Here is a 19,663-nt window from a genome sequence, read left to right on the forward strand (position 1 = left end):
GTTTTGGTTGCCGCAGGCTGTCACCACAGCGTCATACACAGGCCCCAGGATGACGTTTCCCCGGCGACGGCGGCCAGCAAGGAGGCCCGGATATCTGTGCGTGCATTGCTCGTGGTCGGCGCGCTGATGCTGGCCTGGTTGCTGGCGGCCCCCGGTCTGCGTGGCCAGCCACTGCTGACCCTGGATATCCCGGCCCAGGCGCTGGACCGGGCGCTGGACAGCTTCGCTCGGCAGAGCGGCCTGGCGGTGCTGGTCGACCAGGCGTTGCTCGCCGGTCAGCGCTCCAGCCAGGTCCTGGGCCGTTACCCGGCTCGCGAAGGCCTGCAGCGACTGTTGCAGGGCACCGGCTTGCAGGCGCACTACAGTGGCGGCGGCTTCACCCTGCAACCGCTGCGCCTGCGCGGCACGGCTGGGCGTGGGCGCAACGGCGGCCTGTCATCGGGCAGTTATGCGCTGGCGCTGCAACACGCGGTCGAACGCGCCCTGTGCGCCTCGCCGCTGACCCGGCCGGGCGCTTACCGGGCGGCCTTGCAGGTGTGGATTGATGCCGGCGGCCAACTGGTGCAGAGCCGCCTGCTGGCCTCGACCGGCGACTTCGCCCGCGACGCCGCGCTGGTCGAGCGCCTGCGCACGGTGCGCCTGGAACAGGCGCCGCCGACATCCCTGGCGCAGCCGCTGACCCTGCTGCTGCGTCCGGAACCTATGGATTGCCCACTTTCGCAAGGAGCTGCGGCGGCATGAACAAACCTCGGGACAGTGCGCTGGTCAAGCTGTTTCTGACCTCCTATGACGCCTTCAGGGTACGCCTTAGGCGCCGGCTCGGTTCTGACGACCTGGCCAACGACGTGCTGCAGGAAACCTACCTGCGGGTGGACCGCATGGATGCGACGCACGACCTGCAGCGTCCCGGCGCCTACCTGTACCGCATGGCCCTGAACGTCGCCGCCGACCGCCGCGAGGCCGACGCCCGGCTGCTCACTGGCGCCGAGATCGAAGCGCTGCTGCAGGTGGCCGAAGACCAGGACCCGGCGCGCATCGTCGGCGGCCAGCGCGAGATCCAGAACCTGCTGGGCGCCCTCTACGAGCTGCCGGCCCGGCGTCGTCGGATCTTCATCGCCGCCCGCCTGGAGGAAGCCTCGCACCTGGAAATCTCCCAGCGCTTCGGCATCTCCACGCGCACGGTGGAGAAGGAACTCAAGGCGGCGCTGGGGCATTGCGCGATGCGCCTGGACAGAAAAGTGTTTCAGCGGTTCGGTCCCGGCGCGGGAAAACCGTCTTGAACGATAGTCGACCTCTTCATGTGAGCCCCATGTCCCAGATTCCGCCCGATTCCGACTTGCAGCGCCAGGCCCAGGACTGGCTGCTGCGGCTGACGTCCGGCCAGGCCACCCAGGCCGATGCCCAAGCCCTGCGCCAGTGGTGCGCGCGCAGCCCGGCGCATGCCGAGGCCTTTGCCCAGGCCCGCCAGCTCTGGCACCTGCTCGGCCCAGCAGCACGACAAGCCGGGCAGGGCGCGCCGCTGCTCGGTCGCCGGGCGTTGCTGGGCGGCGCGCTGGCGGCGTCGGTGGCGCTGCTGGCCTGGCGTGGCGGCCTGCTAGAGGAGGCCATGGCGCCGGCACCGGCGTTTGCCACCGATATCGGCGAGCAGCAACGGGTAGTGCTGACGCCCGGGATCGAGCTTGAGCTGAACGTGCGCACCCGGGTCAGCCGCGAGGCCGAGGGTATCGCCCTGCTCGCCGGCGAGATCGAGGTGCAGGCCGGCCAGCCCCTTCAGGTGCGGGCGCAGGATGGGGTGATCAGCACCGAGCAGGCCCGGTTCAACGTGCGCGAGGACGATGAGGGGGTCTGCGTCACCTGTCTGGGCGGTGAGTTGCGCGTGGCCGTCCATGATCGGGTAGAGGTGCTCCCGGCGGGTCGCCAACTGCGCTATGGCGCGCAAGGCATCGGTATGCCGGAGTCGTTCGACCCGGGCCAGGTGATGGCCTGGCGTGAGCGCATGCTGGTGTTCCGCGACGCGCCGTTGGCCCGGGTGATCGACGAGATCAACCGCTACCGCCCGGGACGCCTGGTGCTGCTCAACCCCACGCTGGGGCGCCGGCGGGTACAGGCGCGGTTCAGTTTCGACCAGTTGCGCCAGGCCGCCGAACTGATCCGCGTCGCCTATGGCGCACGCTGCCTGGAGTTGCCGGGCGGCGTGGTGCTGGTCAGTTGAACGGGCCCAGCACCTGGCGGTAACGCTCCTCGCCTTGGGGGCCGCGCCGGGTCAGGCGTACCTCAAGTCCGGCGGGGTTGTCGTCGGCCTCGCTGGCCGGTGAGCGCCAGCCGCCCTTGGCTTGCCAGCTGCGCAGGTCGAAGGCGCTGACGTTGTCCAGTACAGCCACCGCGGCCTTGGGCGCGGGCAGTGGAAAGCGCTCGCGCAGGGGCGCGGCTGCGCGGTACAGGGTACCGTCGCGCAGGTACCAGCGAACCCGTTGCAAGCCGCTGCCGGAGACGGCGCCGGAGCGCACCAGTTCAAGTCGATCGGCACGGGCGCGCACCGCAGGCAGCAACGGTTTCCCGGGCGGTTCGCGGCCGGGCAGAGGCGGCTCGACCAGTTCGACGGTGGCGCGCAGGGCCAGGTCGCGCTCCAGTTGCTGGAACACTCGCAGGATCGCCTGTTGGTCTTCGCTGGCCTCACGCACATGGCGGTCGGCGCGGCTGACGCTGTCCAGCCCACGCCAGGCGATCAGGCTGACCACCGCCATCAGCAGGATGGCGATCATCACTTCGATCAGGGTGAAGCCTGTTTGCCGGTTCATGGCTGGCTCACCCGCACCTGGCCGGCGGCGTTGCGCGCCAGTTCCACCCGCAGCGCGCCGCTACGCAGGCGCAGGGTCAGCGGCGTGCCGATCCACTCGCCGTCGAGCCACACCGCGCCACGGGGCTCGCTTTGCACCTTGACCGCCTCGGCCTGCCAGCGGCGCGGCTTGAGCGGGCCATCGACGAGCATCTGGCCATCGGCGCGCACGAATCGGTAACCGTCGCGATCGCTTTGCCAGCGCAGCGGCTGGCCGTCGGCCTGGACCTCGCTCTGCGCCAGTTCAAGCAGGCGTGCCAGGCGCTCGGCGTCGGCGCGCAGGTGCTTGCCCGGGTCGGGGCGGATGGTCAGGCTGATGGCGGCGCTGGCGATACCGACGATCACCAGCACCACCATCAGTTCGATCAGGGTGAAACCACGTTGTCCGTTCACGGGGCGCTCCTTGTCCTGCCAGGCAGATTGCCCGAGCAAGATGATCGCCGTGTGAAACAAAACCGTGAGAATAGGTCGGTATGCTCGGTCGCAGGTACACAAGGAGCGCGTGACCATGCGTATTACCCGTCCGAACCTGTCCCTCGGCCTGTGGTTGCAGGGATTGGGATTGCTGGCCCTCATCGCCGGACTGGCGACCTGGGCCAGCCTGTTGTTGCAGTCCACGGCGGACGTGGCTCGGTTGCAACCCGCCGAGGCCCTGGCGTCGAGCGAAACGCCGGCCGGGCGCTGGTTCGCTGACCTGCCGTCGCAGGTGCAGATTCAGGTCAGCGGCGTGATGGCCGGTAGCCAGGGCGCGGTGGCCATCGTCAGTGTCGACGGTGCCCCGGCACGTGCCGTACGCAGCGGCGAGGAGCTGGCCCGCGGCGTGCGCCTGGTCGCCATCGAAGGCCGCGGCCTGGTGATCGAGCGCGGCGGCCAGCGCAGCCGCGTCGAGGTGCCGGTTTTGGCGCAGGCGTCGTTCTGGGGCGAGGCGCCTCAGCCTTCGGCGAACTGACGCAGCCGCTCGCCGTCGAGGCGGTAGCGGATCCACTCGTCCTGCGGTTCGGCGCCCAGCGAGCGGTAGAAACCGATGGCTGGCTCGTTCCAGTCCAGCACGCTCCATTCCAGGCGACCGCAGCCATTCTCCACCGCCTCGCGGGCGATATGCCGCAGCAGCGTGCGCCCGGCACCGTCGCCACGCTGCTGGGGCGTGACGTAGAGATCCTCGAGGTAGATGCCGTTGCGCCCCAGCCAGGTGGAGTAGCTGTAGAAGTAGACGGCGAAACCGATGGCCTGGCCGTCGCGCTCGCAGACCAGGCTGCGCACCGTGCTGCTCTCGTCGAACAGGCTGTGCTCGATGTCGGCGAGGGTCGCCACCACTTCGTGGCGGGCGCGCTCGTAGTCGGCCAGCTCGGTGATGAAGGCCAGGATCTGGGTGGCGTCGCTGCGGACTGCAGGGCGGATGGTCACGGGCATGGTGGGGCTTCCTTGTAATTGATAAGGTGCGTAGACGGTCTGTAGTGTCAGGGAAGAGGAAGGAAGATCGCCAGGTGTCTGGCGGTAGATTTACCGCGCCGGTATATCCATGGCGGCCAGCAGGCATGCATTCGGATGAAACAGAAGGGTGTATCTGCTCAATTTAATTCAACTGTACCGGTCATTCCCCCCAACCCTCCGCTACTGTGGCCTTTCGATAATCAGAAAAGCCGGAAACCGCCGCCATGCTTGCCTCCCTCGATCTGCTCAGTGCGTTCGTCCTGTTCGCCTTCGTCTCTTCCATCACCCCCGGTCCGAACAACACCATGCTGCTGGCCTCGGGGGTCAACTTCGGCGTGCGCCGCACCATTCCCCACGCCCTGGGCATCAGTGCCGGTTTCATGGTGATGGTGCTGGCGGTGGGCCTCGGGCTGGGCGAGGTGTTCAAGGCCTGGCCGCCGCTGTACAGCATCCTGCGCTACGCGGGCGCGGCGTACCTGCTGTACCTGGCCTGGAAGATCGCCACCTCCGGGCCGATGTCCGGCGACAGCGCAGCCAGCCGCAAGCCGCTTGGGTTCTGGGGCGCCGCGGCGTTCCAGTGGGTCAACCCGAAGGCCTGGGTGATGGCGATCGGGGCGATCACCACCTATACGCCGGCCCAGGGTTACGTATTCAACGTGATCGTCATCGCCACCGTGTTCGCCCTGGTGAACCTGCCCAGTGTCGGTGTCTGGGTGATGTTCGGCAGCGCCTTGCGCAACTTGCTGCGCAATCCGCGCGCGGTGGTGCTGTTCAATGTCCTAATGGCCGTGCTGCTGGTGATTTCACTGTATCCGCTGCTGTTTGTAGAATCGGCGTTTTCATAGAGCCGATGAGTGCCGTCGATGGAGTTGATTCCCTGGTCCCATGAATGCGCAGAAGGCTTTAGCCTGCGTGGATGGCGAACCCCCGCCAGCGGCAAGCCGCTGCTGCACTTTCTGCATGGCAACGGCTTCTGCAGCCTGGTTTACCAACCGATGCTCATGCGCCTGGGCGAGCATTTCGACCTGTGGCTGAGCGATGTGCAGGGCCATGGCGACAGTGACCACGGCGGCGCCTTTTGCGGTTGGAACCGCAGCGCGGCGCTGGCGGTGGAGGCGTTCGAGGCCGGGCGCGGCGAGTATGGCGATGTCCCGCGTTACGCCCTGGGCCACAGTTTCGGCGGCGTGCTCACCGGGCTGATCCTGGCCAGCGAGCCGAAATTGTTCCAGCGCGCCGTGCTGCTGGATCCGGTGCTGTTCAGCCGGCGCATGATCGGGGTAATGGGCGCCGCCGCCATGGTCGGCCTGCACCGGCGCCACGCCCTGGCGCGCAAGGCCGCCACCCGCCGCAGCCACTGGCCCGACCGCGAGGCGGCGCAGGCCTCGCTGCAAGGGCGCGGGATCTTCAAGGGCTGGGCCGACGCCGCCTTGCAGGCCTATGTGGAACACGCCATCGGCGATTGCGGCGAAGGCGTGGTACTCAAGTGCCGGCCCAGCCGTGAGGTGGAGATCTTCAGTTCGTTCCCAGAGCGCATGTGGCAGCACCTGGGCAGTATCCAGACGCCGACGCGGATCCTGTACGGCGAGCAGACCTATCCCTTCGTGCCACATTCGGTACAGCGCCTGGCGGGGCTCAATGCCCAGGTGAGCGCGCAGCAGGTGGCGGGCGGGCACTGTTTCATGCAGGAAGACCCGCCGATGGCCACGGAGCAGGTGCTGGCGTTCCTGCAGGATTGAGCATTCCTGTAGGAGCGGCCTTGCGCCGCGAAAGGGCCGTGCAACGGCCCCAGGATGTCAGCCTGTACGCAAAGATCGCCGGGGCCGCCTTGCGGCCCTTTCGCGGCACAAGGCCGCTCCTACAGGACCTCTATTCGCTGATCTGCTGTCCATTTCGCGACGATTGCTTGCCGATTCGCGAGCGAACGACAATCTCAGATTCCGTACCCTGTCGCTCCCCCCCAACGGATGGAGCCCAGCATGAACCAGGCGGTCAGCCCAGATCCCCAGCACACCCTCGAGCAAACCCGCGCGCGGCGTCGTCAGCGCCTGCTGCGCTTCGGCCTGGCCGGGGGACTGGGGCTGCTGGTGGCGGCCTATGGCGGCTACTGGTGGCTTGACGGCCGTTTCCTGGAGCAGACCGACGACGCCTACGTGCGCGCCGACTGGGCACCGATCAGTGCCCGGGTTAGTGGCTATGTGGCCGAGGTGGCGGTGGCGGACAACGCCACGGTCAAGGCCGGCGACCTGCTGGTGCGCCTGGACGAACGAGACTTTCGCGACCGCCTGCGCAAGGCCGAGGCACAGCTGGCGGTGAGCGAGGCGGCGCTGCAGGTACAGCGCATGCGCCTGCGCGCCTTCGTCGCCGAGCAGGACGAGCAGGCCCACGCCATCGCCCGCGCCGACGCCGAACGCGGTGGCAGCCGCGGCGAGGCGCAGCGGGCCGAGGCCGACTGGCAGCGTTACCAGCACCTGGCGCAATGGCAGGCGGCCAGTGTGCAGCGCATGGAGCAGGCCCGCGCCACCCGCATCCAGGCCCAGGCCATGCAGCGCGCCGCCGACGCCGAACTGGCCCGCCAGCATGCACGCAAGGCGATGCTGGAACAGCAGGGCAAGCAACTGGAAGCCGAGCTGCTGCAACGCCAGGCCGACCTCGACCAGGCCCGCGCCGAGGCCGACCTGGCCCGCAGCGCCCTGGCCGATACCGAGATCCGCGCGCCGTTCGACGGCGTGGTCGGCCAGCGCAAGGTGCGTCAGCAGCAGTACGTCACCCCCGGCCTGCCGCTGCTGGCGGTGGTGCCGGTGGCGCAGGCCTACGTGGTGGCCAATTTCAAGGAAACCCAGCTGGCGCAGATGCGCCCCGGCCAGCCAGTGACCCTCGAGGTAGATACCTTCGGCCAGCACTGGCGCGGCACGGTGGACAGCGTCTCCCCAGGCTCCGGCGCAGTGTTCGCGCTGCTGCCGCCGGACAACGCCACCGGCAACTTCACCAAGATCGTCCAGCGCTTTCCGGTGCGCATCCACCTCGACCCGGAGGCCGACGACAGCCCACGACTGCTGCCCGGCATGTCGGTGATTGCCACCGTCGACACCCGGCAGGCCCGCCATGAGCGCTGAGGACAAAGTCTCGCTGCGCGCCTGGGTGGCGGTGATCGGTGGCCTGTTCGGTTGCTTCATGGCCGGCATGAACGTGCATGTCACCAGCGCCGCCTTGCCCGAGATCGAGGGCGCGCTGGGGGCCAGCTTCGAGGAGGGTTCGTGGATATCCACCGCCTACCTGGTGGCCGAGATCAGCATGATCCCGCTGACGGCCTGGCTGGTGCAGGTGTTCTCCCTGCGCCGGGTCATGCTGGTGGGCTCGGCGGTGTTCCTGGTCAGCTCGGTGAGCTGCGCCATGGCCGGCAGCCTGGAGGCGATGATCAGCCTGCGGGTGATCCAGGGCGCCTCCGGCGCGGTGCTGATCCCGCTATCGATGCAGCTGATCATCACCGAGCTGCCGGCCAGCCGCCTGGCGCTGGGCATGGCACTGTTCAGCCTGTCCAACAGCGTGGCCCAGGCCGCCGGGCCGTCGATCGGTGGCTGGCTCACCGACATGTACTCCTGGCGCTGGATCTTCCTGCTGCAACTGCCACCGGGCATGGCCCTGCTGGCGGCGGTGGCCTGGTCGATCAAGGGCCAGGCCGGTGATCGCGGCGCCTTGCGCCAGGCGGACTGGCTGGGCATCGTCGCCATGGCGCTGGGGCTGGGGGCGTTGCAGGTGGTGCTGGAGGAGGGCGGGCGCAAGGATTGGTTCGAATCGCGCTTCATCGTCGGCTTCAGCCTCGTCGCGGTGATCGCCCTGGCGCTGTTCATCCAGCGCCAACTGTGGGGCGCGCGACCATTCATCAACCTGCGTCTGCTGGGCAGCTACAACTTCGGCGTGTCGAGCCTGGCCATGGCAGTGTTCGGCGCGGCCACCTTCGGCCTGGTGTTCCTGGTGCCCAACTACCTGTCGCTGGTGCAGGGCTACAGCGCCAGCGAGATCGGCAAGAGCCTGATCGCCTACGGCATGGTCCAACTACTGCTGGCGCCGTTGCTGCCACGGCTGATGCGCTGGCTCAATGCCAAGCTGCTGGTGGCCAGCGGCTTCGCCATCATGGCCCTGGGCTGCTGGCTGGGGTCGACGCTGACGGTGGACTCGGGCAGCAACGTGATCATCCCCTCGACGGTGGTGCGCGGCATCGGCCAGCCGTTGATCATGGTGGCGTTGTCGGTGCTGGCGGTGAAGGGCCTGGACAAGGCCCAGGCAGGCTCCGCCTCGGCGCTTATCTCGATGCTGCGCAACCTTGGTGGTGCGCTGGGCACGGCGCTGCTGACGCAACTGGTGTCGCAGCGCGAGCGCTTTCATTCGGTGCGAGTGGGCGAAGGGCTGACGCTGTTCGACGGAGCGCTGCAGCAACGCCTGCCCGGCGGCATGGTCGACCCGCAGTCGCCGCAGGTGATGCAGACGTTGGCATTGATCGACCAGAGCGTGCGCGAGCAGGCCTACCTGATGGCCTACTCGGATGCGTTCTACCTGTCGTGCGTGGCGTTGCTCGGTTGTGCGCTGGCGTCCCTGCTGCTGCGCAGTCGCTAGCGATTACGGCTGACGCTCGGCCACCGCCCGCAGGGTCTTCAGGGTGACCATCGGCGCATCGACGACGAAGCGGTTGGCCAGCCAGCCCGGCACATCGCCGGCCGGGTCGGCGCGCAGCTGATAGGTGACCTCGGTCTCGCGCTCGCCCAGCGGGCGCATGATCCACTCGCCGCTGAGCCGGCGCACGCGGATCAGCCCAGGTGTTGCCGGCACCCGCCCGGGTTCGGCGCTCAGGTGGCGGACCAGGGTGTCGTCGTCAAGGCGCTCGGTGCGTACCTTGAGCACCATGTCGCGGGGCTTGGCCGGCCAGGGCAGGGCGGTGGTGAGGTAGACCCAGGTGGTGTCGCCGTCCACCTCCAGCAGGCGCATGTCGGCGCAGGCGTACAGCCATTTGCAGGCCACCCGCAGGTTCTCCTGCAGGTCGATCAGGGTACGGACGCTGGCCTTGATCCGGGTGATGCCGCGGAACTGCTGGTAGGGCGAACCGTCGACACTTCTCAGGTAGACATCGATGCCGTCTTCCTGGTGGGCGAGTTGCCAGTCGTCTGCCAACGATGCGGTGGTCGGCAGCAGGAGCAGCAGGGCAAGCAGGAGACGAGGCAGGCGCATGGCGTGGGGCCGGGAGGGGTGGTCCGCTCAGTATGGCCGGGAATGCATGGTGTTGCAGCCACCGACCTGTGGGAGCGGGTTTACCCGCGAATGCGGCAGTGCCTTCACCGACGCATTCGCGGGTAAACCCGCTCCCACAGGTAACCTGCAGGGCCTGGCGGCACCTGCAGAGTCACCTTGAAGCCCTCAGCGCTGCGGATTGAGCGTCAGGTGCACGTGACGGTTGACGTCCTTGTACAGCAGGTAGCTGAACGGGCCCGGGCCGCCGGAGTAGCAGGCCTGCGGGCAGAAGGCGCGCAGCCACATGAAGTCGCCGGCTTCGACCTCGACCCAGTCCTGGTTCAGGCGGTACACCGCCTTGCCTTCCAGCACGTACAGGCCGTGTTCCATGACATGGGTCTCGGCGAACGGAATCACCCCGCCCGGCTGGAAGGTCACGATGTTGACGTGCATGTCGTGGCGCATGTCGGCCATGTCGACGAAGCGGGTGGTCTTCCAGGCGCCTTCGGTGCCCGGCATCTCGATGACGGTGGCGTTGTCGCGGTGGGTGACGAACGACTCCGGAACCGGTAGGCCCTCGACCTTCTGGTAGTGCTTGCGCAGCCAGTGGAAGGTGACATTGGCCTTGCTGTTGTTGCGCAGGCTCCAGTCGGCGCCCGGGGCCAGGAACGCGTAGCCGCCCGGCACCAGGGTGTGGTGCTTGCCTTCGACGGTGATATCGATCTCGCCCTCGACCACGAACAGCACCGCTTCGGCGTTCGGATCCAGCTCAGGGCGCTCGCTGCCGCCTTCGGGGGCGACTTCGACGATGTACTGGGAGAAGGTTTCGGCGAAACCGGTCAGCGGGCGGGCGATGACCCACATGCGCATCTTGTCCCAGAATGGCAGGTGGCTGGTGACGATGTCACGCATCACGCCCTTGGGGATGACGGCATAGGCTTCGGTGAACATGGCACGGTCAGTCAGCAGCTCGGTCTGAGCCGGGTGCCCACCGTGGGGGGCGAAGTAGGAAGGTTTCGACATGAACGGTCTCGACTTTGTTGTTCTCTCCCCATGCCTTGGACCACACCGGCCGGTGCGTGCAGGGGATGCACCGCCAGCATAGGGGCGTGACTGTGCCATCTACAAATTAAATGTTGGAATACCCGGTATCCAATTGCTGAATGTGATGACGGTATTCTCATGGTGCGGGTGTAGGAAGTTTCCCAGGCTTTATGGCGATGACATTTTTTTCACATCACCTTGCTAGCATCGCCAGCACTTCCACGGAGCTGAATCGATGATGCCTGTCTTGCGCAAACGTGCTGTCCGCCTCGCTCTGGCCGGTACCGGAGGTCTGGTAGCCTGTACCCTGGGTTTCTTCGGCTGGCAGTCCTTCTACCCGGTGCAGGCCGCCGAAGGCTGGGGCGTGCAAGTACTGCACAACTCGGTGACCCGGGCTGCCTCGCTGCTGCCCCAGGCTGATGGCAGCCTGCTGGTCAGCCGCGAACTCAACGGCGGCAAGGGCAGCATCATGCGCATCACCGCCGAGGGCGACCGGGTGGTGTTGCTCGACGGCCTGTCCAAGCCCGACGGCATGGTCGCCGTCGACGGTGGCTGGGCGTTCAGCCAGGAAGTGGGCGGGGCGCCGGTCAGCGTGTCGCGCAACGGCCAGGTCAGCCAGCTGTTCGAAGGCAACAACGTGCAGGGCCTGTACAACGATGGCGAGCATCTCTACGCCATCGAGGACCGCAAGGGCGATGGCCGGCTGATGCGCTACGACTGGCGCAGCGGCGAACTCGATGTGCTGCGTGCGGGCCTGACCGAAACCGAAGGCCTGACCCGCTGCACCGACGGGCGCCTGTTGTACACCGAGAAAGCCACCGGCAAGATTCGTGCGTACAATGCCGAAGGCGCCGACCCGGTGGTGGTCGAAGGTCTGCGCAATCCGACGTTCCTGCTGTGCGATCAGCGTGGGTTGTGGATCAGTGAGGACTCGACCCACCGTGCGCGCCTGCTGCGCATCGACGGCGATGGCACCCGTCACACGGTGCTCAACTACCTGAAGGCGCCCCAGGCCATCGTCCCGGACGGCAAGGGCGGCTATCTGCTCGCCGAGGGTGGCCGCGACCGGGTGCTGCGCCTGACCCCGCCGGCTGCGCAGAGCACTGCCCAGGCCGAATCCCTGCCACGGGTGCCCGAAGCCTGACAAACCCCTCCATTGCAAAGGCCACGGCGCTATCCTTGATACAGGCCCCAGAGGAGTCTTTGTCATGCGCCGGCTGATGCTGTTGTTGCTGATCACCGTCATCCCGGGTTGCCAGGCGCCAATGCCCGCCGTCAACCCGCAGATGGCCTGGGTCGACCTCTCGCTGCCGTTTCCCAACGACCGTGTCCTGCTGGCCGAACGCCTGGACAAGCAGCGCCTTGTCGAAGGCCGCTTCTTCCAGGTGACTCCCGGCAGCCATGAGCTGGTGGTCAGGTTCGACTACGAAACGAGCGGCGGAGGCGGGCTGAGCATGATGGGCGGCACCACGGTCCGCCAATGCTACCTGACCCTCGACTACGCCGGTTTCCAGGCCGGCCAGCGCTATGTGCTCGAAGCCCGCTCCATGGCCCTGACACCTGAGGCAAGGCTGTACAATGCCGCCCGGGAGATCGTCGCCGAGGTCAGCGAGTTCTACTGCCTGATGTGAGTCGATGTCAGTTGATGAAGGAATCCAATCGTTGTGTGACGCATGAATCATTCGCTGTTCATTTCCCTGGACGGGCCAAAAGGCACCGGCAAGACCACGCTGCTGGAGTCCGTCACCCAAGCACTGAGGGCGGACAACAGGAAAGTGATCCGCATCAGCGAGAAGAAAAGCGATCCCTATCGGGGCGAAACCATGGTTTTGGTCAACCAGTTCGTCAGGCATCCCTGCCGGGAGCTGGAGATGAAGGTCTGTGAGCGCCTTGCGCACAGCCGGGCCTGGATTTCCCGGCATGTGCTGGCCAGACAGCCCAAGGACAGCATCATCCTGATCGATCGCTGGTACCCGTCCGATGCCGCGTTTCGCCGGCTGGTGCCGTTTGCCGAGATTCTACGGTTGAACATCGAATGCGACGTGCGGGTGCCGGACCTGCATGTGGGCGTGATCACCGAGCCTGAAATTTCCTGGGGCAGGGCAGCGGCGCGCTCGCGTGGGCTAGGCAGTACCGTGATGCATGAACTGGATGAACACGAGGCCTGCACGCAAGCATTCGAGCGAGCGGTTGCCGATCAAGGCTGGTTCTTGTGCCGCAATGAAGACACCCTGGAAGCGGCGACGCGGCAGGTGGTATCGGCGATCCAGGGCGTGCTGCCAGCAGGCTGATCAGTAGCGTTCGAGCGCGGCGATACGGCTCGACAGCCAGGCGTGCAGCTGCTTCACGGCAGGCGACAACTGCTTGCGGTGCGGGCACACCAGGCTCAATGGCATGCTCGGCCCTGGGTGATCCTGCAACAGCACGACGAGCCGCCCCGCCAATACATCGTCGCTCACATCCAGCCAGGACTTGTAGGTGATCCCTTCGCCCGCCACGGCCCATCGGCGGGCAATATCGGCATCGTCGCAGAGCAGGGCGCCACGCACCTGCACGGTCTGCGTCCCCAGTTGCCACTTGTCGTAGACCCGGCCCTGCTGCATGTACAGCAGGCATTGGTGTTCGCGCAGTTCTGCGGGGGCTTGCAGCGGGCCTTGCCGCGCCAGGTACTCGGGCGAGGCCACCAGTACCTTGCGGTTCCACGGTGCCAGTGGCAGGGCGATGTAGTTGGCGTCGGTGTTCAGGCCGTAGCGGATGGCGATATCCACCGGATCGCGGAACAGGTCGGCGATCTGGTCGGAGAGAAACAGGCGCAGGTTCAATTGCGGGTGCTCGCGGCGAAACGCCGTGAGCCAGGGCAGCAGCACGTTGCGCCCCAGGTCGGACGGCGCGGCCACCTGCAGGATCCCGCTCAACTGGGCGCTCTCCTGCTGCAGGTTGTCCCGTCCTTGCCTGAGGGCCTCGAGGGCGGCCAAGGCCGAGGGCAGGTACTGCTCACCCTCGGCCGTCAGGCGCAGGCTGCGCGTGGTACGGGCAAACAGCCGCACGTCCAGTTCACGCTCCAGGCGCTTGACCGCCTCGGCCGCCTGGCCGGGCAGCAGGTCGGCTTCGTGGGCGGCTGCGGTAAAGCTGCCCAACGCGGCGCTGCGAACAAAGATGGCCAGGTCGTCGAGGCGGATCATTTTCACTCCTGCAATGAAAGTGTTCACGGGTACAACCCGTTTTTCCCAACGACCGGACACGCCAGACTGGGTTCACGAATCAAACCATATCCAGCAGCGAGTGCCTATGAAAGCGATCGGTTATACCCAGAACGGCCTGCCCATCGAAGACCCTGCGTCCCTTCAGGACATCGACATGCCCAGGCCGAGTCCAGGGCCCAGGGACATCCTGGTGGAGGTCAAGGCCGTGTCGGTCAACCCCGTCGATACCAAGGTGCGTGCCGGCACTTTCACGCGTGAGCCGAAAATACTCGGCTGGGACGCGGCCGGTATCGTCCGTGAAGTCGGCCCTCAGGTGACCCTGTTCAAGCCCGGCGACCAGGTGTACTACGCCGGCTCCATCGCCAGGCCCGGCAGCTACAGCGAATACCACCTGGTCGACGAACGCATCGTCGGGCACCAACCGCGCAGCCTGGGTGCGGCGCAAGCGGCAGCGCTGCCGCTGACGGCCATCACCGCCTGGGAGCTGCTGTTCGATCGCTTGGGAGTAGTCGAAGGCGGCGGCGAGGGCGATGCCCTGCTGATCGTCGGCGCCGCCGGTGGCGTCGGCTCGATGCTGGTGCAACTGGCCCGGCAACTGACCCGCCTGACGGTCATCGGCACCGCCTCCCGCGCCGAGACCGCCGACTGGGTACGCGAACTGGGCGCCCATCATGTCATCGACCACAGCGCGCCACTGCACGGGCAACTGCAGGCCCTGGGGATCGAGTCGGTCAGCCATGTCGCCAGCCTCACCCATACCGAGCAGCACTTCGCGCAACTGGTCGAGGTGCTGCGGCCACAAGGTCGCCTGGGGGTGATCGACGACCCGCAGACGCTGGATGTCATGCCGCTCAAGCGCAAGTCGCTGTCGCTGCACTGGGAGCTGATGTTCACCCGCTCGCTGTACCAGACCGACGACATGGTGCGCCAGCACGAGCTGCTCGAGCGCGTGGCCGGGCTGATCGACCAGGGCATCCTGCGCACCACCCTGGGCGAGCATTTCGGTGCTATCAATGCCGCCAACATGCGCCGTGCCCATGCGCTGGTCGAGAGCGGCAAGTCGCGCGGCAAGATTGTTTTGGAAGGGTTCTGAAGCCCATCTTTTCAGGGCGTTCAACGTTGGATTTGCAGCGCTCTTGAGATCGAGCGCCGCCCGCGCAGCGCATCGCGGGACAAGCCCGCTCCTACATCTGTTTCGGGCCAGTCAATCCTGTGCCATTACCGGGTCCGCCTTGTTGGCCCGACGAAATCTCTGCATGGGCACCACTGCCGCCCCGCACGATTTGAGGCATGCACCAAGGCGGGCGCCGCCTCATTCACAGGAAAAATTGGCCCGAAACAGATGTAGGAGCGGGCTTGTCCCGCGATGCGCCGCGCGGGCGGCGCTCGATCTCATAGGCGCTGCAAGAATCGCGGCGGACACCCAACGGCCCACACACGGTCAATAGCCCATGCACAAACAACCGCAGGCCAGTCGATCCGCAACTGACCAGGAGCCAGATATGAACCAACAAGACCATCCCCTCGTTTCCCTTGCCATCCTCAAGGCCAAGCCAGGCCACGCAGCCTCGCTGAAAGCCGCCTTGCTGGCCTTGATCGAGCCAACCCGGGCGGAACCCGGCAACCGCGACTACATGCTGTTCGAGCGCAGCGATGAGCCCGGAACGTTCTACATGCGTGAGGCGTTCGACCACCAGCAGGCCCTGGACTCGCACCTGGCCACCGCCCACTTCCAGCGCTTTGCCGAACAGGCCGACCTGCTGTTGGCGGAGCCGCTGCAACTGGTCTTCCTTGATCCGATATCCACTACCGTTGCGCCTCACCCGTGAGGCACAACGGGCAACCGGCATCGCGCAGTGGTGCACCCGCTGATCTATACATGATTTGATTTTATCTATACAAAAATCTAGTATTGTATAGGTTTTCTCTCCTTGCAGATTCGCCATGGCATTCCTTGCGCGCTGGGCCTGTCTCTGCCTGCTGCTGATGTCGATGCCAGTGGCCAATGCGGACTGGCGTGCAGCGCTGCCGGCGGCCCAGCAACTGGGCGGTGGCGACTTCACCTGGTTCGGCCTGCGGCTGTACAGCGCCCGCTTGTGGACCGAGGGTCCGCGCCATGACTGGAACCAGCCTTTCGCCCTGGAACTGACCTACCACCGCTCATTGTCCCGGGACACGCTGGTGCAAGCCAGCCTTGAAGAGATGCGTCGACTAGGCGCCGGCCGTGTGACGCCGCAACAGCTTGCAGCCTGGGCCAAGGCACTACAGGAGGCATTCGTGGATGTGCGCCCCGGGATGCGCATCACGGGCTTGTACCTGCCAGGGCAGGGCGGTCGCTTCTATGTCGATGAGCAGCCCACCCGCACCCTTGCCGACCCGGCCTTTGCCCGGGCGTTCTTCGCCATCTGGCTGGACCCGCGGGCTCGGGACGCCCAATTGCGCCTGCAACTGCTCGGCCTGGCCGGCAAGCCTCGAGGAGGATCCTGAACATGTACAGAATGCTGTTGCTGGCGGCCTGCCTGGTTCTGGGCAGTTGCGGCAATGTCGACGTCGAGCGCTACGCCGCGGAGCAACCCCGTTTCGACCTGGCGGCCTTTTTTTCGCGCCCGGTGCAGGCCTGGGGCATGTTCCAGAAGCGCTCCGGGGAAGTGGTAAAGCGCTTTCACGTTCGCATCGACAGCCGCCGGGAAGGCGAACGGCTGATCCTCGACGAGCAGTTTCTCTACAGCGATGGCACACGCCAGCGGCGCACCTGGACGCTGGTGCCGGACGGCCCCGATCGCTGGCGCGGCACGGCGGGGGATGTGATCGGCGAGGCGCGCGGTGAAGTGGCCGGTAACGCACTGCGCTGGCGCTACACGCTGGATCTGCCCGTGGACGGGCGGCACTGGCAGGTGGACCTGGACGACTGGATGTACCTGATGGACGAGGACACCCTGATCAACCGCTCGCGCATGAGCAAGTTGGGCCTGGAGATCGGCCAGATCACCCTGTTCTTCCGACGCTTGCCGGAAGGCGCGCCATGAGCGCGCGTACCGAGCAGAGCGTCAGTCTTTGCTGGCGTTGAGCTTGCGCAGCTCTTCGTAGGTGGCGGACTGGACGAACCAGAAGCCGGAAACGATGCACCAGCCGAGGCTACCGGCCACGAACACACCCAGGGCTGGCAGGAAGCCGCCGGTGAACAGGGTGATGAGCGCGAAGAGCCAGATAACGGCCAGGGAGATGTAGAGGACGATGTTGTTGACGCTGATGACGAAGTCTTTCACGAAGCATGTTCCTTGCGGGATTTCAAAAGATTGCCCCTCCAGGGGCGCGCGAATGCTATCACATTGATGCCACTGAGGGCTTGACCTGCTACCGGTACCTGCTGTTGAATACGCGCCCTCTAATCCCCGCAATCTTTTGCCAAGTGGTGAAGCCAGTGCCCTGCGCCATCAAACACGCCTGATACCGACGACGGTCCATCGTGCCTGATGGCTGCCCGTGCTTGCGCGCGGCGGCGCTTCATCCTCGTACCTGCCTGATCCTGTCGTCGGTTTTTCCCTATTTCCAAGGAGAAACCCATGAACATGGATTTTCGTGCCGACGCACATTCCCTCGAACTGCTCAAATACCCCCGCACACCCCATCTGCAAGGCTCGCGCCTGCAGGACGGCGACAGCGATGCCGGCCAGGTGGCCTACGGCTCGTTGGCCGGCCAATGGCTGGTGGTGGAAGAGAAACTCGACGGCGCCAACGCCGGCATCAGCTTTACCAACGGTGGCGAACTACGCCTGCAATCGCGCGGCCACTACCTCAGCGGCGGTGGCCGCGAGCGCCAGTTCAACCTGTTCAAGCAATGGGCCGTGGCCCACGAGCACTGGTTGCTGGAGCGTCTTGAAGACCGCTTCGTGCTGTATGGCGAGTGGCTGCACAAGAAGCACTCGGTGTTCTACGACCACCTGCCGCATTTCTTCTGCGAGTTCGACGTGTGGGACCGCGCCACGGGGCTGTTCCTGTCCACCGCGGCGCGTCGACGCCTGCTCGCCGACGGACCGGTGCTGTCGGTGCCGGTGCTGTACGAAGGCCCGGCACCACGCCGCTACGCCGAGCTGATGGCGTTGCTCGGCGACTCGCAGGCCAAGACCGCGCAATGGCGCGAAGTGTTCGAGCAGGTGGTGCGCCGCGAAGGCCTCGACCTGGCCCGTGCCTGGCGCCAGTGCGACCGCTCGAGCCGCATGGAGGGCCTGTACCTGAAGCTCGAAGACGAGCGCCAGACCCTGGGCCGGCTCAAGTGGGTGCGCCAGGACTTCGTCCAGGCCATCCTCGACGCCGACCAGCACCATGCCAACCAACCGTACATACCCAATCAACTGGCCGCCGGCGTCGATCTCTACGCACCGCGCCTGTCCCTGGACTGGCACGGCCAACGCCGCGGCGACTGAAGGAGCTTCCTGAAATGGATATTCGACAACTGCAACAACTGGTGCCCGACCCCGGGCACGACATGGACAGCGCCGCTTGCCTGGCGGCCATTCCGGCCCTGGCACGCCTGGCCGACACCCCACAGGATCCGACCTATCACGCCGAGGGCGATGTGTGGGTCCATACGTGCCTGGTGGTCGAGGCGCTGCTGGCGCAGAGCGCCTATCGCGAGGCGAGCGCCGAGCAGCGCTTCGTGCTGTTCTTCGCTGCCCTGCTGCATGACATCGCCAAACCCGACACCACGGTGATCGACCCGCAGACCGGGCGCATCGGCCAACCCGGCCACTCGCGCCGGGGCGCGGTGGATGCGCTGCTGCTGCTGTGGCGCGCTGGCGTGCCGTTCGCGCTGCGTGAACAGATCTGCCGAATCATCACCGTGCATCAACTGCCGTTCTTTGCCTTGCAGGGCGACCGCAGTGGACGCAGCGCGGAGTTCCTGCTGCACAAGCTGTCGTGGGAACTGCCGGTGTGGATGCTCTGCGCGGTGGCCGAGGCCGACATGCAGGGTCGCCACTATGCCGGCAAGGCCGATGTGCTGACCGCTATCGAACTGTGGCGCGAGCTGGCGGCAGAGGAGGGGTGTTTGTACGGCCCACGGGCATTTGCCGACGACTACACGCGCATTCAGTACCTGCGTGGCGCCCGCGTGCACCCGGACTATGCGCTGCACGAACCCCAGGGCTCCCAGGTGGTGATGCTCTCGGGCCTACCGGCCAGCGGCAAGGACACCTGGACCGCACGACATCACCCGGATTTGCCGGTTGTGTCGTTCGATGACGCGCGCCAGGCCCTGGGCCTGCGCCACGGCCAGAACGAAGGCGCCGCCGCCCACTACGCCATCGACCGGGCCAAGGCGCTGTTGCGCGAGCGCAGGCCCTTTGTGTGGAACTCGACGCACCTGTCGGCGCAGATGCGCAGCCGTACGCTGGACTTGCTGTATGGCTACGGGGCGCAGGTGGAGATCGTCTACCTGGAGCGGCCGGAGGAGGAGATCATGCGGCGTAACCAGCGACGCGACACGTCGCTGCGCAATGACGATATACGGCGGATGCTGTTCAAGTGGGAGGTGCCGCTGCCGACCGAGGCGCATCGGGTGAGGTATGAGGTGGTGACGGGGTGAGCTGTTTTGCGGCTACTTGCGCCCAAGGAGTCACCATCATGCAGTTGTTTATTGAAATTCCGACAGGGCTTGATGTGGAGCGCGACGGCCATAGAACGCCGTGGAATACCGGTTGTGTTCTTTTTTGTTTTCAAGTTGATCGTCAGTGTTCGCAAAGTAATGGCCAAACTGACGCTTCATGAAGGTGACCGAAACTAAATAGGAAGCCACTGAACAATAGCGCGTATTGGTTTTTGGCTGTAGGGCCAAACCTAGTTTGGCCAGGGCGCTATCCCTTCTCTGGTCAGTGTGCCTTGAAAGCTATAAGGTTTTGCTCGGAAATATGTTTCATTGCCTATGTTCTAT

General features: G+C 66.0%; 25 protein-coding genes. 18 read left to right on the forward strand and 7 right to left on the reverse strand.

The window, feature by feature from the left end; translation table 11 throughout:
• Positions 1-96: 96 nt before the first annotated feature.
• Genes POF53_RS05365 through POF53_RS05375 form a run of 3 tightly spaced genes read left to right on the forward strand, consistent with a single transcriptional unit; the run spans position 97 to position 2,212 of the window.
• Positions 97-741, forward strand: a complete 645-nt coding sequence (locus tag POF53_RS05365) for an STN domain-containing protein (protein WP_254463721.1) — start codon at positions 97-99, stop codon at positions 739-741.
• On the forward strand, positions 738-1,280 hold the full coding sequence (locus POF53_RS05370; protein WP_028692228.1) for an RNA polymerase sigma factor: 543 nt from the start codon (positions 738-740) through the stop codon (positions 1,278-1,280). Before POF53_RS05365 ends, POF53_RS05370 begins: the two co-directional genes overlap by 4 nt.
• Positions 1,281-1,309: 29 nt before the next feature.
• Positions 1,310-2,212, forward strand: a complete 903-nt coding sequence (locus POF53_RS05375) for a FecR family protein (RefSeq protein ID WP_254463717.1) — start codon at positions 1,310-1,312, stop codon at positions 2,210-2,212.
• On the opposite strand, the gene POF53_RS05380 is transcribed toward POF53_RS05375, so the two are convergent.
• Positions 2,205-2,798, reverse strand: a complete 594-nt coding sequence (locus POF53_RS05380) for a PulJ/GspJ family protein (RefSeq protein ID WP_232856253.1) — start codon at positions 2,796-2,798, stop codon at positions 2,205-2,207. The two genes, POF53_RS05375 and POF53_RS05380, sit on opposite strands and share 8 nt — an antisense overlap.
• Complete coding sequence (gspH, locus tag POF53_RS05385) at positions 2,795-3,229, reverse strand: type II secretion system minor pseudopilin GspH (protein WP_498966682.1); 435 nt, start codon at positions 3,227-3,229, stop codon at positions 2,795-2,797. The genes POF53_RS05380 and gspH overlap by 4 nt, the downstream gene beginning before the upstream one ends.
• Positions 3,230-3,344: 115 nt before the next feature.
• Between gspH and POF53_RS05390 the strand changes: the two genes are divergently transcribed.
• Positions 3,345-3,785 carry a hypothetical protein gene (locus POF53_RS05390; RefSeq protein WP_498966684.1) on the forward strand — a complete coding sequence of 147 codons (441 nt, stop codon included), beginning with the start codon at positions 3,345-3,347 and terminating at the stop codon, positions 3,783-3,785.
• On the opposite strand, the gene POF53_RS05395 is transcribed toward POF53_RS05390, so the two are convergent.
• Positions 3,767-4,246, reverse strand: coding sequence for a GNAT family N-acetyltransferase (locus POF53_RS05395; RefSeq protein ID WP_203646500.1), 480 nt, complete (start codon positions 4,244-4,246; stop codon positions 3,767-3,769). The genes POF53_RS05390 and POF53_RS05395 overlap by 19 nt on opposite strands.
• A gap of 245 nt (positions 4,247-4,491) precedes the next feature.
• On the opposite strand from POF53_RS05395, the gene POF53_RS05400 reads away from it, so the two are divergent.
• From POF53_RS05400 to POF53_RS05415, 4 genes are all read left to right on the forward strand, one after another.
• Positions 4,492-5,112 (forward strand): LysE family translocator, encoded by a 621-nt coding sequence (locus tag POF53_RS05400; RefSeq protein WP_475858600.1) that lies wholly within the window; start codon positions 4,492-4,494, stop codon positions 5,110-5,112.
• A gap of 18 nt (positions 5,113-5,130) precedes the next feature.
• On the forward strand, positions 5,131-6,003 hold the full coding sequence (locus POF53_RS05405) for an alpha/beta fold hydrolase (RefSeq protein ID WP_254463713.1): 873 nt from the start codon (positions 5,131-5,133) through the stop codon (positions 6,001-6,003).
• A gap of 240 nt (positions 6,004-6,243) precedes the next feature.
• Positions 6,244-7,380, forward strand: coding sequence for an HlyD family secretion protein (locus POF53_RS05410; protein ID WP_498966687.1), 1,137 nt, complete (start codon positions 6,244-6,246; stop codon positions 7,378-7,380).
• Positions 7,370-8,878 carry an MDR family MFS transporter gene (locus POF53_RS05415; RefSeq protein ID WP_232856249.1) on the forward strand — a complete coding sequence of 503 codons (1,509 nt, stop codon included), beginning with the start codon at positions 7,370-7,372 and terminating at the stop codon, positions 8,876-8,878. The genes POF53_RS05410 and POF53_RS05415 overlap by 11 nt, the downstream gene beginning before the upstream one ends.
• A 3-nt stretch (positions 8,879-8,881) precedes the next feature.
• Here the strand turns inward: POF53_RS05415 and POF53_RS05420 are convergent, their stop codons facing one another.
• Together POF53_RS05420 and POF53_RS05425 are read right to left on the reverse strand one after the other, a co-directional pair.
• Positions 8,882-9,487 carry an START domain-containing protein gene (locus POF53_RS05420; protein ID WP_203646493.1) on the reverse strand — a complete coding sequence of 202 codons (606 nt, stop codon included), beginning with the start codon at positions 9,485-9,487 and terminating at the stop codon, positions 8,882-8,884.
• A 186-nt stretch (positions 9,488-9,673) separates the two neighbouring features.
• Entirely contained in the window at positions 9,674-10,510 is an 837-nt protein-coding gene (locus POF53_RS05425; protein ID WP_110739035.1) for a bifunctional allantoicase/(S)-ureidoglycine aminohydrolase, read from the reverse strand.
• Between the two features lie 256 nt (positions 10,511-10,766).
• Here POF53_RS05425 and POF53_RS05430 point away from each other — a divergent pair, with 256 nt between their 5' ends.
• The 3 genes from POF53_RS05430 to POF53_RS05440 all read left to right on the forward strand — a co-directional run bounded on the left by POF53_RS05430 (position 10,767) and on the right by POF53_RS05440 (position 12,822).
• On the forward strand, positions 10,767-11,675 hold the full coding sequence (locus tag POF53_RS05430) for an NHL repeat-containing protein (protein ID WP_498966690.1): 909 nt from the start codon (positions 10,767-10,769) through the stop codon (positions 11,673-11,675).
• A 64-nt stretch (positions 11,676-11,739) separates the two neighbouring features.
• Positions 11,740-12,162 (forward strand): PA0061/PA0062 family lipoprotein, encoded by a 423-nt coding sequence (locus tag POF53_RS05435; protein WP_498966692.1) that lies wholly within the window; start codon positions 11,740-11,742, stop codon positions 12,160-12,162.
• 42 nt (positions 12,163-12,204) lie between these two features.
• Complete coding sequence (locus POF53_RS05440; RefSeq protein ID WP_234561176.1) at positions 12,205-12,822, forward strand: dTMP kinase; 618 nt, start codon at positions 12,205-12,207, stop codon at positions 12,820-12,822.
• Here the strand turns inward: POF53_RS05440 and POF53_RS05445 are convergent, their stop codons facing one another.
• Positions 12,823-13,713, reverse strand: coding sequence for a LysR family transcriptional regulator (locus POF53_RS05445; protein ID WP_203646485.1), 891 nt, complete (start codon positions 13,711-13,713; stop codon positions 12,823-12,825).
• Positions 13,714-13,819: 106 nt separating this feature from the next.
• Here POF53_RS05445 and POF53_RS05450 point away from each other — a divergent pair, with 106 nt between their 5' ends.
• The 4 genes from POF53_RS05450 to POF53_RS05465 all read left to right on the forward strand — a co-directional run bounded on the left by POF53_RS05450 (position 13,820) and on the right by POF53_RS05465 (position 16,760).
• Positions 13,820-14,827, forward strand: a complete 1,008-nt coding sequence (locus POF53_RS05450; protein WP_498966695.1) for a zinc-binding alcohol dehydrogenase family protein — start codon at positions 13,820-13,822, stop codon at positions 14,825-14,827.
• Positions 14,828-15,236: 409 nt separating this feature from the next.
• On the forward strand, positions 15,237-15,563 hold the full coding sequence (locus tag POF53_RS05455; RefSeq protein WP_498966697.1) for a putative quinol monooxygenase: 327 nt from the start codon (positions 15,237-15,239) through the stop codon (positions 15,561-15,563).
• A 115-nt stretch (positions 15,564-15,678) separates the two neighbouring features.
• A complete protein-coding gene (locus tag POF53_RS05460) occupies positions 15,679-16,221 on the forward strand; it encodes a chalcone isomerase family protein (RefSeq protein ID WP_232856242.1) in 543 nt (180 codons plus the stop codon).
• A 2-nt stretch (positions 16,222-16,223) separates the two neighbouring features.
• Positions 16,224-16,760 carry a DUF3833 domain-containing protein gene (locus POF53_RS05465; protein WP_232856241.1) on the forward strand — a complete coding sequence of 179 codons (537 nt, stop codon included), beginning with the start codon at positions 16,224-16,226 and terminating at the stop codon, positions 16,758-16,760.
• A 21-nt stretch (positions 16,761-16,781) separates the two neighbouring features.
• On the opposite strand, the gene POF53_RS05470 is transcribed toward POF53_RS05465, so the two are convergent.
• Positions 16,782-17,000 carry a hypothetical protein gene (locus POF53_RS05470; RefSeq protein WP_050705559.1) on the reverse strand — a complete coding sequence of 73 codons (219 nt, stop codon included), beginning with the start codon at positions 16,998-17,000 and terminating at the stop codon, positions 16,782-16,784.
• Positions 17,001-17,297: 297 nt separating this feature from the next.
• Between POF53_RS05470 and POF53_RS05475 the strand changes: the two genes are divergently transcribed.
• From POF53_RS05475 to POF53_RS05485, 3 genes are read left to right on the forward strand one after another with little or no spacing between them, the layout of a single operon-like run.
• Entirely contained in the window at positions 17,298-18,158 is an 861-nt protein-coding gene (locus tag POF53_RS05475; RefSeq protein ID WP_498966700.1) for an RNA ligase family protein, read from the forward strand.
• 14 nt (positions 18,159-18,172) lie between these two features.
• Positions 18,173-19,318, forward strand: a complete 1,146-nt coding sequence (locus POF53_RS05480) for an AAA family ATPase (protein WP_498966702.1) — start codon at positions 18,173-18,175, stop codon at positions 19,316-19,318.
• 38 nt (positions 19,319-19,356) lie between these two features.
• Positions 19,357-19,500: a hypothetical protein gene (locus tag POF53_RS05485; protein ID WP_254463702.1), complete on the forward strand. Its 144-nt coding sequence runs from the start codon at positions 19,357-19,359 to the stop codon at positions 19,498-19,500.
• The last annotated feature ends 163 nt before the right edge of the window (positions 19,501-19,663 follow it).

Source organism: Mitsuaria sp. RG (genome assembly GCF_028369275.1).
Lineage (GTDB): Bacteria > Pseudomonadota > Gammaproteobacteria > Pseudomonadales > Pseudomonadaceae > Aquipseudomonas > Aquipseudomonas peradeniyensis.

Coding starts and splice junctions, on each gene's coding strand:
- POF53_RS05370 (WP_028692228.1), top strand. CDS start 738: ATGAACAAACCTCGGGACAGTGCGCTGGTCAAGCTGTTTCTGACCTCC.
- POF53_RS05375 (WP_254463717.1), top strand. CDS start 1,310: ATGTCCCAGATTCCGCCCGATTCCGACTTGCAGCGCCAGGCCCAGGAC.
- POF53_RS05380 (WP_232856253.1), bottom strand. CDS start 2,798: ATGAACCGGCAAACAGGCTTCACCCTGATCGAAGTGATGATCGCCATC.
- POF53_RS05390 (WP_498966684.1), top strand. CDS start 3,345: ATGCGTATTACCCGTCCGAACCTGTCCCTCGGCCTGTGGTTGCAGGGA.
- POF53_RS05395 (WP_203646500.1), bottom strand. CDS start 4,246: ATGCCCGTGACCATCCGCCCTGCAGTCCGCAGCGACGCCACCCAGATC.
- POF53_RS05400 (WP_475858600.1), top strand. CDS start 4,492: ATGCTTGCCTCCCTCGATCTGCTCAGTGCGTTCGTCCTGTTCGCCTTC.
- POF53_RS05405 (WP_254463713.1), top strand. CDS start 5,131: ATGGAGTTGATTCCCTGGTCCCATGAATGCGCAGAAGGCTTTAGCCTG.
- POF53_RS05410 (WP_498966687.1), top strand. CDS start 6,244: ATGAACCAGGCGGTCAGCCCAGATCCCCAGCACACCCTCGAGCAAACC.
- POF53_RS05415 (WP_232856249.1), top strand. CDS start 7,370: ATGAGCGCTGAGGACAAAGTCTCGCTGCGCGCCTGGGTGGCGGTGATC.
- POF53_RS05420 (WP_203646493.1), bottom strand. CDS start 9,487: ATGCGCCTGCCTCGTCTCCTGCTTGCCCTGCTGCTCCTGCTGCCGACC.
- POF53_RS05425 (WP_110739035.1), bottom strand. CDS start 10,510: ATGTCGAAACCTTCCTACTTCGCCCCCCACGGTGGGCACCCGGCTCAG.
- POF53_RS05430 (WP_498966690.1), top strand. CDS start 10,767: ATGATGCCTGTCTTGCGCAAACGTGCTGTCCGCCTCGCTCTGGCCGGT.
- POF53_RS05435 (WP_498966692.1), top strand. CDS start 11,740: ATGCGCCGGCTGATGCTGTTGTTGCTGATCACCGTCATCCCGGGTTGC.
- POF53_RS05440 (WP_234561176.1), top strand. CDS start 12,205: ATGAATCATTCGCTGTTCATTTCCCTGGACGGGCCAAAAGGCACCGGC.
- POF53_RS05445 (WP_203646485.1), bottom strand. CDS start 13,713: ATGATCCGCCTCGACGACCTGGCCATCTTTGTTCGCAGCGCCGCGTTG.
- POF53_RS05450 (WP_498966695.1), top strand. CDS start 13,820: ATGAAAGCGATCGGTTATACCCAGAACGGCCTGCCCATCGAAGACCCT.
- POF53_RS05455 (WP_498966697.1), top strand. CDS start 15,237: ATGAACCAACAAGACCATCCCCTCGTTTCCCTTGCCATCCTCAAGGCC.
- POF53_RS05460 (WP_232856242.1), top strand. CDS start 15,679: ATGGCATTCCTTGCGCGCTGGGCCTGTCTCTGCCTGCTGCTGATGTCG.
- POF53_RS05465 (WP_232856241.1), top strand. CDS start 16,224: ATGTACAGAATGCTGTTGCTGGCGGCCTGCCTGGTTCTGGGCAGTTGC.
- POF53_RS05475 (WP_498966700.1), top strand. CDS start 17,298: ATGAACATGGATTTTCGTGCCGACGCACATTCCCTCGAACTGCTCAAA.
- POF53_RS05480 (WP_498966702.1), top strand. CDS start 18,173: ATGGATATTCGACAACTGCAACAACTGGTGCCCGACCCCGGGCACGAC.
- POF53_RS05485 (WP_254463702.1), top strand. CDS start 19,357: ATGCAGTTGTTTATTGAAATTCCGACAGGGCTTGATGTGGAGCGCGAC.